This is a genomic window from Arthrobacter sp. C9C5, assembly GCF_013359735.1.
Taxonomy (GTDB): domain Bacteria; phylum Actinomycetota; class Actinomycetes; order Actinomycetales; family Micrococcaceae; genus Arthrobacter.
In genome coordinates this window covers 216,907-228,855 of record NZ_JABFMX010000004.1, presented here as the reverse complement: position 1 = coordinate 228,855, position 11,949 = coordinate 216,907, and the positions used below count along the sequence as shown (strand labels likewise).

General features: G+C 60.8%; 10 protein-coding genes and 1 tRNA gene. 7 read left to right on the top strand and 4 right to left on the bottom strand.

What is annotated here, in order from left to right:
- Nucleotides 1-1,175: 1,175 nt before the first annotated feature.
- The 3 genes from HNO80_RS05015 to HNO80_RS05005 all read left to right on the top strand — a co-directional run bounded on the left by HNO80_RS05015 (nucleotide 1,176) and on the right by HNO80_RS05005 (nucleotide 3,609).
- The gene (locus HNO80_RS05015) at nucleotides 1,176-1,697 is read left to right on the top strand and encodes a WxL domain-containing protein (RefSeq protein WP_175321735.1); all 522 of its coding nucleotides are present in this window, start codon (nucleotides 1,176-1,178) and stop codon (nucleotides 1,695-1,697) included.
- Nucleotides 1,698-1,832: 135 nt separating this feature from the next.
- Nucleotides 1,833-2,897, top strand: a complete 1,065-nt coding sequence (locus HNO80_RS05010; protein WP_249777161.1) for a DUF916 domain-containing protein — start codon at nucleotides 1,833-1,835, stop codon at nucleotides 2,895-2,897.
- A gap of 502 nt (nucleotides 2,898-3,399) precedes the next feature.
- Nucleotides 3,400-3,609, top strand: coding sequence for a hypothetical protein (locus HNO80_RS05005; RefSeq protein ID WP_175321733.1), 210 nt, complete (start codon nucleotides 3,400-3,402; stop codon nucleotides 3,607-3,609).
- Nucleotides 3,610-5,176: 1,567 nt separating this feature from the next.
- Here HNO80_RS05005 and HNO80_RS05000 read toward each other — a convergent pair.
- A complete protein-coding gene (locus HNO80_RS05000; protein WP_175321732.1) occupies nucleotides 5,177-5,620 on the bottom strand; it encodes a hypothetical protein in 444 nt (147 codons plus the stop codon).
- A gap of 177 nt (nucleotides 5,621-5,797) precedes the next feature.
- On the opposite strand from HNO80_RS05000, the gene HNO80_RS04995 reads away from it, so the two are divergent.
- The 3 genes from HNO80_RS04995 to HNO80_RS04985 all read left to right on the top strand — a co-directional run bounded on the left by HNO80_RS04995 (nucleotide 5,798) and on the right by HNO80_RS04985 (nucleotide 7,885).
- On the top strand, nucleotides 5,798-6,514 hold the full coding sequence (locus HNO80_RS04995) for an adenylate/guanylate cyclase domain-containing protein (protein WP_175321731.1): 717 nt from the start codon (nucleotides 5,798-5,800) through the stop codon (nucleotides 6,512-6,514).
- 97 nt (nucleotides 6,515-6,611) lie between these two features.
- A complete protein-coding gene (locus HNO80_RS04990) occupies nucleotides 6,612-7,334 on the top strand; it encodes an adenylate/guanylate cyclase domain-containing protein (protein WP_175321730.1) in 723 nt (240 codons plus the stop codon).
- 53 nt (nucleotides 7,335-7,387) lie between these two features.
- A complete protein-coding gene (locus HNO80_RS04985) occupies nucleotides 7,388-7,885 on the top strand; it encodes a Pycsar system effector family protein (protein WP_217500591.1) in 498 nt (165 codons plus the stop codon).
- A gap of 15 nt (nucleotides 7,886-7,900) precedes the next feature.
- Here HNO80_RS04985 and HNO80_RS04980 read toward each other — a convergent pair whose 3' ends face one another.
- A complete protein-coding gene (locus HNO80_RS04980) occupies nucleotides 7,901-8,857 on the bottom strand; it encodes a hypothetical protein (protein WP_175321728.1) in 957 nt (318 codons plus the stop codon).
- Nucleotides 8,858-9,399: 542 nt separating this feature from the next.
- A tRNA-Leu gene (locus HNO80_RS04975) sits at nucleotides 9,400-9,481 on the bottom strand.
- 207 nt (nucleotides 9,482-9,688) lie between these two features.
- Between HNO80_RS04975 and HNO80_RS04970 the strand changes: the two genes are divergently transcribed.
- Entirely contained in the window at nucleotides 9,689-10,294 is a 606-nt protein-coding gene (locus tag HNO80_RS04970) for an ANTAR domain-containing response regulator (protein WP_056739732.1), read from the top strand.
- Nucleotides 10,295-10,411: 117 nt separating this feature from the next.
- On the opposite strand, the gene pyk is transcribed toward HNO80_RS04970, so the two are convergent.
- A complete protein-coding gene (gene pyk, locus HNO80_RS04965; protein WP_175321727.1) occupies nucleotides 10,412-11,911 on the bottom strand; it encodes a pyruvate kinase in 1,500 nt (499 codons plus the stop codon).
- Nucleotides 11,912-11,949 lie beyond the last annotated feature (38 nt).

The following is an 11,949-nucleotide window of genomic DNA, read 5'->3' as shown; positions in this document are numbered from 1 at the left end:
CCCCCCCCCCCAACGAACCGCCAACCGCAGTTGCCCTGGCCACTCCCACGGTCAGACTTAACGCCTTTCCGAGGGCATGGCAATAGACCCACTCACGATTCGCCGCGGCCGCCGAATTAGTAGTTGACTCGCACAGAACAGCCATTGTGTTTGGTCCAGTTCTTCGTGCGCCCCCAGTTGCGGGAAGAACACCCGACGACGCTCCCGCCCTGATGGCCTTCACAAGCCCGGAGAACACCATCTAAAAACGCCCCCGCACAGCCTGGTATCCCAACCAGGGCGGGGGCGTTCTAGTCATTTGGGGCATTTTGAAACGTGAACCCGGTTTAGCCCCTTGACCGGCTTACCCGGCAGCCCTACACCGGGGCATTCCTGCGGATTCATCAACTGCCCGAAGGATACGCGAGGCGCCTCCGCACCACCGGTCCGCGACCAGTGCGGGGCCAACTTTCGGCTCTGAACGACAATGGCATGCCAAGCTTCACGCTCGACGGCCGAACGTTCGAGTATTGAAAACGGACCCGCGCACCAACCGGAAGACGCTAAGTCCCGGACCTACGGCGCACACCCCAAGGTGCTTGCGACGCTGCCACAGTTAAGGACGCGGGCCCATGCCGCTCGACGAGGACACCGTGCTTGCCCTCCCCCATGGCGTGTTGTTGGGCCAACTCGACGACCGTATTCAGGTCCGCGCCAACGATATGTGGACTGTCGCCCGCCACGCGCTAAATAGGCCCGGTCTCGGTGGTCGTGATCATTCTGCCGTTCCTGCTCTCTGTGTTCGTCGGGATCCAGTCGACATGCCGCCCTCTCGGTTGGGACAGGCGGCATGTGACATTCCGACAGCCCCGTGTGGTTTCGAAGGCTCTCCGTATCCGTGACGGTGCTGCCCGGACGCGGCTGAAGAACCAGCAGGTTCTGGCTCTGCCCTGAATTCAAATTTCAGGGCTGGTCACGTTGGCACACGACGGCGTGGAGGTCGATTTCGTGCAGACGTGGATGACAAACCGGCCATTCTGTGCACAAAGGAGCGTATAGCCGTTCCGGACGGGAGCAGCCTTGTTAGCTTTGACAGAGACCCCGGGGACCTGTCAAGACCGCGCGCCCCGCGGGCAGGGCCGTTTTCCGAATCGTGCCTTGGCGGTCACTCACCTTAATTTGCAAAGGTCTCAACCATGCGCACCATCTCCCGTGTATCCCTAATTGCTGCCGTATCGGCAGCCCTCGTCGGCTCGGTCGCCTTGCCGGCGACTGCCGCGACGGCGAACAGCACAGTCACCGTCGAGGTCCCGGTCGGTGCCCTCTCTATCTCGGCGCCTGCGACCGCCGCTCTCGGAACTGTGACGCCTGGTGCCAGCGCCTCGGTCGGCCTGACCGGCGTACAGATCACCGACGACAGGGCGGGCGTGGCCGGATGGTCCGCCCAGGTCACCCTGACCGACTTCGTAGGCGTCAACGCGGCAAACGTCATCCCCGCCACGGCAGCCAGCTACACGCCCGAAGCGGCGACCGTTACCGGAACCGCGACGGTGGCGGAAACCCCCGCGTCGGACCTGTCCACGGCCAAGACGGTCCAGACGGCGACAGCAGTGTCAGGGAACAACACCGCGACCTGGAACGCGAATCTGAGCGTCCTCGCCCCGGCCGGCGCGCTGGCTGACACGTACACGGCCACGCTGACCCACTCGTCGCTCTAAGCCATTCGGTCGAACATCGCCTCCCGGGTCGGAAAGCTGCCGGTACCCGGGAAGGCGATGCCCACAGACACACAGACACACAGACACAACACCCTGAGCCCCACAATCAAGCAGAGGCAATTCTTGCGTTCCCTGATGTTCTTGTTCGCGATGATCCTGCTGGCACTTTCCCCGGTGGCTCCCGCCACGGCGGCCGGCCCAAACACCACGGCGCCTGCACCGACTCGGCCGGAAGGCATCGGGATACGCCTGCTGGACATCCCCGCCAGCGCCCAGAACGATCCCCGGGCACGCACCTACATCGTTGACAGACTCGCACCCGGCACCGAGATTAATCGCCGGGTCCGGGTGGAGAACAACACCGGCACCCCGCAGACCATCCGTATCTACCCCGGGGCGGCACACATCGACAACGGTGACTTCATCGGCGATGACGCCTCAGTCAAGAACGACCTCACCACGTGGACCCGGCTAGCCCAGCCGCAGGTTGACCTGGCCCCCGGCGGCCATGCAGAGGTCATGGCCTCAATCAAGGTCCCGGCAGACGCGCCGGAAAGTGAACAGTACGGGGCCATCTGGGCCGAGGTACGCAGCCCCGCAGACAGGGGCGGCGTCGCGCAGGCCAACAGGGTCGGCGTGCGCATCTACCTCTCCGTCGGGCCCGGCAACGGCAATCCCGCCGATTTCACCGTCACCTCCGTGACCGCCGGACGCAGCAAGGACGAATCCCCCCAGCTAAGCGCCCTCATCACGAACACCGGCGGACGGGCCCTCGACATCACCGGTGAACTCAGACTCACCGCCGGACCCGGAGGCCTTTCCGCCGGACCTTTCAACGTCCCGAAAGCAGCGACCGTCGCGCCCGGCAATGCCCAGACCGTCGTCTTCACCCCTCCGCGAATACTCCCCAACGGCCCCTGGACGGCTCAAATCAAAATCAAGAGCGGCCTTCTCGAACGCGAAGCCACCGCGACCGTCACGTTCCCCGAAGCGGGCCCCGGTGAACCTGTTGCTCCGGTCATCAACGACGACGGCACGCAATGGGCGCTCCTGGTCGCCATAGCGGCCGGACTCTTCATCGCGGTGCTGGCAGCAGTCGGGCTGGTACTGTACCGGAAGCGTCGCAGCCGTGCTGCGGCCGCCTTGGCTCGCAGCCGGGGCAGCAAGCGGAATAGCGATCGTTCCAGCAAGGCCGAGTAAGCCACAGTTCAGATGGGGCTTCTGTTCTTCCGCCGGCCTTTCGCCAGATTCCTCTGAGTCGCTGGCGCTGGCAGCGGGGCTAAATCGTCCGATGCCAACTCGTCGGCTCCGGTGCCAGCGTAAGGGAATCCGAGCCGGCCGACCACCTCTAGGGCTGCTTTTACCCCGGATTCGGAGCTCTCGGCGGCGTCGCCGCGGCGCGGCGCGGACTACACAGACTGTCACTGAGCACTTGACCGAGTCTCATCGGGCCGATGACCGGGCCAGGAAGGGGCCGTTGCCAGATGAGCCCAGGCTGGTTGCCTGCGGTCGTCCTGGTTGAGGCGTTCGCTGGCGAGTTGAACAGCGAAGACCAGAGCAGCCACGGTGTCGGCGCCTGGCCATGCTCCGCATGATAATCCGCCGCTTCGACAGCCGCTGGCAGGCGATGCCAAGCAGCGAACATTTCCCTCCTGCCTGCGGCGGGTGAATCCGGAGTTCCCTGAAGGCACAACCTGCCCTGTTGCTGAGCTGTGATGACGGTGCGGGTGTCGCAGCAGACCGGATGGTCAAGGCCGTCCGGCAATCCGGCCTCCCGGGGCCCCCGGACCGCTCGGCTGCGTTGCGGAAGAAGATACACCACGACGCCATACCGAACGGCTTCGATGAAAAGCGAAGCACCTTCGCCCAGTATTACGGCAGCACCCAACTGGACGCCAGCCTGCTGCGCTAGCCGAACGCGGAATGTCCTTTCGTGACGGGCTCCTCGTCGGAGACAAGACCGTTTCCCAGTACGACGGCGATCCGCAGGGCGACCTAGCGCTGCCGCTGAGGGCGACCCAGTCAAGCCAGATCAATGCCGAATTCGTCTACCGGGGCAGCACCATTGCGCCAACCAGTCGGGCAGAGCAACCCACGGGATGAACAGGGGTGACACGTTCGAGGAAGGACAGCGCGTTGAACTGCATATTGGATGCGAGTCGATCCTGACCAGGTCATCAATGCCCACGGGGAAGGCGACTGCAAAGTAGTAAGGGCTACCGGGGCCGGTCATGTTGCCCAGTCCGTGAACGACAATGAACAGATAACAGGCACCACGGGCACTAACCAAGCAGACAGGGAGCATGCCGGCCACAGCATCAGCCACCACCCAAAAAGGCCCCCGCAGGGGCCCATCAGTGAACAGTTTGTGCACACTCAGAGGCCCACAAGCCCCTGAACAGGGAAACCACTGTGCCCGAGGTGGGACTCGAACCGGGTTCCAGCCCTTCAAAATCCGCCACTCCCCCGCAAAAATCGCCAATCCGGCCCGATCCGACCTATGTACGACCCAGTCCCAAGCCCAAAGCGTGCACAATGTGCACACCCCAAAACGCCCTTTGGCGCCTTACAAACGCCAGCCGCGCCCCACTAAGGGAACGCGGTTTTGAGACTTGGAGGCGGAAAGGTCCCCCGCCCTAGTTGATGTGTGGCGCTCTACCACCTGCGAGACGTGTTCAGCCTGCGCGGGGCCGGGTGTCCAGCTGCAGCTCGGGCGCGTCCCCGTGCGTGCTTCAGGAATCCGGTTTGTGCCTCCGGAACTGTACGGCTGCCTGCACCGCGCCGCCCGCAGGCACAAATCCAAACGACAGCAGGGTATCCAGTGCGGCTCGTCCCCTCGACCAGTTCAATTAGTTCATGCATATGGTCATGATGCACCCTGCCACTGACATTTATTGAAAGCCTCCACCACCATGCCCACGAGTGTCGCGCAGTGTTGACACTCGTTATCGAGCACCTGAAGATACTCCTGGCCCTACCGGCCGCCAAACTTGAGCACGCAACATCCTGAATGCCGCCGCGTTACACCTCACATAAACTGCAAGTCTCCTGGTGATTGTGCCCCCATGAGTCATAGAGATCAAGGATGGCTGCCGCAACGGCTCCCACTCTGATTCATCAACACCACTAGCGTCCATCCAATTGGCGGTCATGCTGGTTGCTCAGTAGGAGCGGTTGAATTGCTAGTTCTTATTGAACTGCAGGTATTTAAGCGCGAATGAAATAACTAACCAAGGGAATTTATCCACAGTTATAGGGTTTAGGCGAACCGCATATGAAACGGCAAAGCCACCGCTCATGTGGCGAGGCCTGCTTTTGTTACTTAGTCTTTGGCGTCGGCGGCTGAGGCGGCTTCGGCTTCGTCGGTGCATTACTGCCGTGGCTGAGTGTCCCGCCCTTTTGAACGCGCACCGTCGTGGACGGTATCTGCACTCGAGGCTGGCTCCTCGACTTTTCGTTATCCGCCACAGTACTTCTTCCTAAATCAGTTTCGCATGCATCAGACCGACTGTGATGGGCATTGCCAACCAGGCTAGAGCAAGTATCCCATAGCCAGCGACAATCAACTTGGCGGCTCGCTCTATCCGCTGCAGGTCATCCGATAGACCCTCCATGCTGTCTGTCACGATGCTGTGCTCAGTACTGTAGGGATCAGCGGCCAGCCGCTCTTGGAAATAGAGCGTGGCATTAGCATCGACACCTGATGACGGTCGCATCGCCCATAAGCCGATGACCGCGGCAACCACCGACAGCGTGATGCTTATGAACTGCCACCCGGTTACCCAGTTGTTCGCCTGGACTGTGCTGAACACTCCGGAGGCGGTGACCAGGATGGCCGCACGAGTGTGCATGTTGCCAGTCCGCTGGAGGACTGTTGCCCGCTGACGAACGACCTCCGCGTGAACCAGCCTCAGCTGTTCCACGGGCTCACCTGCGGCCTTCTCAAACTTCCACCGAGACCGAGGTCTGATTGAGGCTCTTATCTTCGCCGGCATGTCACAAGTGTACGAGAGTGGACGGACACTGCATGGGCGGCGGATGAGTGTCAGTCCCAGTTAGTAGGCTGTTAAAGCCTTCGCTCGCACGTTGAAATGGGGATCATGACTCGCAAGGATGACTACAGCACAGCGGTAGACTCCCTCCTCAAGACCAAACTGGACACAAGGCGGGGCCAAGTGGTGCCGACCTCAGATTCAATAAATCTGAACAACGGCGGCGTATGGTTGAGAGCGGTTTATCTCTATACAGACATGGAAGGCTCTTCCGGGTTGGCCAAGAGGCATTCCGCTACGACGGCCGCTCAGATCGTGCGTGCCTTCTTGGCTGTTGTCACACGAGTAATCCGTGACAACAAAGGCGAGATCCGGAGCTACGACGGAGACCGAGTAATGGCCATTTTCATCGGAGACAACGCCCCGACCGTCGCCGCAAGAACGGCCCTGGAAATCAAATGGGCAGTCGACGAGATAGTCAGGCCCAGCCTGTCGTACCGCCTCAACGAGTACCTCAAATCAAGTTGGGTGCTAAGCAGCAGGACCGGAATCGATCTGGGTGATGCGCTCGTAGTGCGTGCCGGCGTTCGCAACAACAACGACCTGGTTTCCATCGGGGACGCTCCGAATATAGCTGCGAAGCTAAGCGACCTGCATGGAGCGCGCACGACTATCACTGACCGGATGTGGAAAGAGATGGATTATTCAACGTGCTATAGCAGCGTGGATGGGAAAGCTATGTGGAGTCTCGCCTACCCGAAGGATATTGGTGGTGGCCGCGTAGAAGAGGTCAGAACGTCTAACTATGGCATCAAGATTAACTGATCGGCTGGAATGAAGCCAAGGAATTCTTGCCGCCAGTTAGTGTCAGCCCCTCCCGATAGGCTCAGATCCAACACTTCATAGCGAAAGAGGGGGAAGCATGACGCTGAAGTCAGACGTCGAGGGTGACATCCTGAAGACGGTCAATACAAATCTCACGACGACGGAACGAAATGACGGCACGATAGAGTCGGTGCCCGATCCCGACAAGATGGGCTACTCAGAAGGCCTCTACCTTCCCTCAACGTATCTTTACGCTGATATGCGTGACTCGTCAGGGCTCGTTGGAATCGCACCGGCTGACACGGTGGCCAGAGTCATGAAGGCTTATCTGTCGGTGAGCACGCGCATCATCCGTTCCAATACCGGGCACATCCGTAGCTTCGACGGTGACAGAGTGATGGGCATCTTTGCAGGCACCAACCGCTCCACCCGCGCCGTGAAATCTGCCATGCAAATCAAGTGGGCAATGAGCGAGCTCGTACAGCCCGCCATCCATAAGCAGTTCCAATCAATCAGAGATAGCAACTGGCAGCTCAAGCACGGCTGTGGTGTCGCCAGCGGCAAGTCACTCCTGGTTCGTGCTGGCTTCCGGGGCAATGACGACATGATCTCGATCGGTACAGCTCCCAACCTCGCGGCAAAGCTCAGCGACCTGCGTGAACATCCCTACAACACGATCATTGGCGGCGGCACATATAAGCAGCTGACCAAGGATGCCCTTGTACACAAGGAGAAGAACATGTGGACCGGGCCGTATGACTTCAAAATGGGTGGCAAGAACTACACCTATTACAAGACTAACTATCGCTGGCTTCTCTGATGTGGTGGGACAAGAAACCTGAGCCGCCCGCGGACACTTCGGACAAAGACGCCTTGGACACAGCATGGAGAATCCATGGAGCTCTCGTTGACTGGACGGGCAAAGTAGATGCCAAGGCTTCATTCGCCTTTGCCCTTGAGTCCGCGGCTCTGGGAGTAATCGTCACTCTTTCCGGAAAAGATCGCCTGTTCGGAGCCCTAGAGGGACCATGGCAGAACATTTCCTACATCATCGCCGCAGCGGCCCTAGTCCTGGGGGCGGGATGCGCCATGTTGGTTGTCATTCCCCGTCTACGGGCTACGAAGGTAGGGAAAGAATGGCGCGATAACTTCATCTACTTCGGGCACTTGAAGTACTGGGCGCCTGAAAATCTACCGGCAAAAATCAAAGCGACCGACCTACTTCCAGTTATCACCAACCAAATGGTGCGCATGAGCAAAATCGCGTGGATGAAGCACGTGCTTGTCGTGATCTCACTGATTCTTGCCTCAGCTGCCGGCCTCAGCCTCTTGGTGTGTGCGATTCTAGTACGAGTGGAATGGACGCCGTAATCTGCCTAGCAGTTCTTAGAGGCCATCAATGGCCTTCTGTGCCATCGAAACGACCGCTTCAACTGCGCCCTCGGCGGAACCAAGAATCGCTATCTCTACGACCTTGTTAAGAAGCGTTTTGAGCTTTCCAGGTTGTGGGTCAGGAGATGCCGTCTCCTCTTCCAGTTCAGCAATGACTTGCTCGGCCTCAGCTTGGCGCTCATGAGGTACGCCGAGTATGGGAAGCGTCTGACTGAAAGCATTAGCCGCCATTCTTGCGTCATTGATCTGCGTTGATGTCAGGGTCATCGACTGAGACACATTCTCGCTGCCAGCAGCAAGGTTCATCTGGCCCGAGTTATGGATGGTGTAGTTGTGCGTCACGGAGGCCCTTTCGCTGGCTATGACCGCTGCTGGCTCATCATCGTGTTCAATCGTCTGTATTCCGTGCGGCGTGATCTGCGGTCGAACGATGGGACCGCCCATCGCCGCCTTGCCTTGGATCAGTTGTCGATCCCTTAGATATCGCGTTGCCCGGGTAATCTCGCCCTCTGTGAAATCAGCGCCATAAAACGTTCCGTACTTACTGGTAGAGAATCCACTTATGTTGGGAGAGGACTTGCCCTGCAGATACTCGTCATAGAGCCACTGAAGGACAGAGCTTCTGGCCGCTTGAGCTCTCTTACGTGGATCAGACCGGAAATGTTCAAACTCTTCCGCCACATCCATGCCGGCCCGCGTGATGGTCACGTCGGTGACCGGACCTGACGCCTTCTCGTAGAAGATCCACCTTCTATCCAGCAACGCTTCGAGGTCGTTATCCAGGAAGCGGTCGCCATCATCGGTCGCATTCATTGCTTCTGCACGAAGCCACAGGACACTTGCCGAATTGTGCCCGTTCTCGCTAGCGTGACGGCGGACCTCCAATAGGAGCTGGAATCGGCGCAAGGTAAGCGGCGAGCGTAGCTCATCCTCAAAAATTAACCATTTCATGATGCTAACAGCGGCGCATCAGCCGGTAGCCGGGGGCAGTCCCTACCGAAAGGGAATCTGGCTAGAACCGGCAACTGAGTGGTCCCAGCTCCACTCAGCCGACCTTTCCACTCCAAACTAGGCACCAAACGCATAAATGGGTCGCCACACGACCGCATAGAAAGTCCGACTTAAGTGTGGACACTGTCCACACCCGATTTGGCAGGACAAACGGGGAATACGAGGCCCCCTCGCCGCCTGCCGGAAGAGGCTCTTCGAGAATTTCCGCGTCAGTTCGGCAAAATCATGTCGTGACCATAGCACCGGACCATGAACTGGTGTTGGACACCCAAGCCCAACCCGACAGAACCGGAACGAGGAAGCCCCCTAACCCAAGCCAGAGCAGGCGGAACGCCCACCAGCCAGGGCGACGAACTCGCCCACATACCTGAATAGGCCACGCGGCGGCATGGCCACAGCCCGCGACCCAACCCGTCAGACGACTCGATCGCAAGCCTGTACACACGTTAAAGCAAAATCGCCCCTGACGAGGCGATCTGTCGTGCCCGAGGTGGGACTCGAACCCACACACCTTTCGATACCGCATTTTGAGTGCGGCGCGTCTGCCAATTCCGCCACTCGGGCGCGGAGTACACCGGTTGTCATATTCGCTTGCTCCATGGTGCTGTGAGCAACGCGATCGCTTCCGGTGCGCGAAATTACTCTACATGCAGATAGGCTGAATTCCAGAATCGCGCCAGTGACGCCGCATCGATCCCTACCGGCCCCCAGTACACCAGCGGACTTGCCTCAGATGGTCCAGTTCCCGCCGTACCTTTCCAAGGAGTACCCGTGTCAGAACAGACGGAGTCAACCCCCACCTCCCAGCCGGCGCGCCGCGTCGTGGTCGCCGAGGATGAGACCCTCATCCGCCTGGACATCATCGAGATCCTGCGCGGCGAAGGCTACGACGTCGTCGGCGAAGCAGACAACGGCGAGAAGGCCGTGCAGCTCGCGGAAGAGCTGAAGCCGGACCTCGTCCTGATGGACGTCAAAATGCCCGTCATGGACGGCATCTCCGCCGCCGAAAAGATCGTCAAGGCCCGCATCGCCCCCGTGGTGCTGCTGACCGCCTTCAGCCAGAAGGAACTGGTCGAGCGCGCCCGCGACGCCGGCGCCATGGCGTACGTGGTCAAGCCCTTCACCCCGGCCGACTTGATCCCCGCCCTGGAGATCGCCCTGTCCCGGCACGAGGAAATCAAGGCCCTCGAAAGCGAAGTCAGCGACCTGCAGGAGCAGTTCGCTACCCGCAAGCTCGTGGAGCGCGCCAAGAGCCTCCTGACCACCAAGATGGGCCTGACCGAGCCGGAAGCCTTCCGCTGGATCCAGAAGACCTCGATGGACCGCCGCCTCAGCATGCGCGAGGTCGCCGAGACCATCATCAACCAGGTCAACTAGGCCGCACGGTCGAAGGAGCCGGCCGGCAACCCGGCCAGCAAGCAGGAAAACAAAGGGAGGGTCCCCGCCGCTGAACCCCAGCGGCGGGGACCCTCCCTTTGTCATAGATCCGAAGAACTAGATCTTGCTGTTCTTCTTCTTCTTTTCCGGCCAGGGGCCGAGCTTGTCCTTGGTGACGGCGTTCTCGCCGTGGCTGCCGGCGTCGGCCAGGTCGCCCACCTTGTGAACCTTCAGCATGTTCGTGGAACCGGCCTTTCCGGGAGGCGAACCGGCGGCGATAACCACCATGTCGCCGTCCTCGACGAGGTCCATCTCCAGCAGGTTGCGATCAACCTGGGCGGTCATCTCATCGGTGTGGCCCACCATCGGGACCAGCACCGGCTGGATGCCCCAGGTCAGCGCCAGCTGGTTCCAGACGTGCTCCACCGGGGTGAAGGCGAAGACCGGGCGGATCGGGCGCAGCCGCGAGAGGCGCCGTGCGGAGTCGCCGGACTGGGTGAAGGTGCAGATGTACTTCGCTTCCAGCTGGTCGGCGATCTCGACGGCGGCACGGGTGATGGCGCCGCCGCGGGTCTTGGGCTTGGTGCCCAGCGGGGGGACGCGCTCCAGGCCGTGGACCTCAGTGGATTCGATGATTCGGGCCATCGTCTTGACGGTCTCGATCGGGAACTTGCCCACGCTGGTCTCGCCGGAGAGCATGACGGCGTCCGCGCCGTCGAGCACGGCGTTGGCGCAGTCGGAGGCCTCAGCGCGGGTCGGGCGCGGGTTGTCGATCATGGATTCGAGCACCTGGGTGGCCACGATGACGGGCTTGGCCCAGCGGCGGGCCAGTTCGACGGCGCGCTTCTGCACGATCGGCACTTCCTCGAGCGGAAGCTCCACACCGAGGTCGCCACGGGCCACCATGATGGCGTCGAAGGCGTCAATGATTTCGGGTAGCTGGTCCACGGCCTGCGGCTTTTCGATCTTGGCGATCACCGGCACGCGGCGGCCTTCTTCGTCCATGATTTCGTGGACTCGCTTGATGTCCGAGGCGTCGCGGACGAACGAGAGGGCCACCATGTCCACGCCGCGGCGCATGGCCCAGCGGAGGTCGTCCTCGTCCTTTTCGCTCAGCGCGGGGACGTTGACGGCGACGCCGGGCAGGTTGATGCCCTTGTTGTTGGACACGTAGCCGCCAACGACCACCTGGGCGACGACCTTGACGTCGTCCACCTCGATGGCGCGCAGGGCCACCTTGCCGTCGTCGATCAGCAGCGAGTCGCCGGGGTTGACGTCCTCGGTGAGGCTCTTCAGCGTCGTGGAGCAGATGTCCTTGGTGCCCGGGACGTCCTCGGTGGTGATCGTGAAGGTGTCACCGACGGCCAGCAGGTGCGGTCCGTCGACGAAGCGGCCGAGGCGGATCTTCGGGCCCTGGAGGTCGGCCATGATGGCGACGGCCTTGCCGAGCTGGCCGGCGGCCTTGCGGACGTTGTCGTAAGTGTTGTCGTGCACGGAGTAGTCTCCGTGGCTCATGTTCATGCGGGCCACGTCGACCCCGGCTTCCAGCACGGCAAGCGTGTTCTCGAAGCTCGCGATCGCCGGTCCGAAGGTGGCCACAATTTTAGCGCGTCTCATATACCTACCCTAGTTGTCTCTTGGTTGTTTTTAGTTCT